Annotated in this window: 1 protein-coding gene; it reads left to right on the top strand. The window is 75.4% G+C overall.

Annotated elements, in window-relative coordinates:
• The coding region (locus G3I40_RS06365; RefSeq protein ID WP_164301178.1) for a substrate-binding domain-containing protein at positions 1–232 on the top strand (232 nt) is incomplete at both ends.

The following is a 232-nucleotide window of genomic DNA, read 5'->3' on the forward strand; positions in this document are numbered from 1 at the left end:
TGCTCGCCCTGCCGGGGCCGCCCACCGCGCTGTTCTGCTCCAACAACCGCAACACCATCGGGGCGTTCCGGGCGGTCCGCGCGGCCGGCTCCGCCACCGCGCTCGCCGGGTTCGACGACTTCGAACTCGCCGACGTGCTGGGACTGCCCCTGGTCATCGCCGCCTACGACAGCGACGAACTGGGGCGGGAGGCGGGCCGACTGCTGGTGCGGCGGCTCGGCGAGGGCGCCGC

Source organism: Streptomyces sp. SID14478 (assembly GCF_010548525.1).
In the GTDB taxonomy this organism is placed as follows: Bacteria; Actinomycetota; Actinomycetes; order Streptomycetales; family Streptomycetaceae; genus Streptomyces.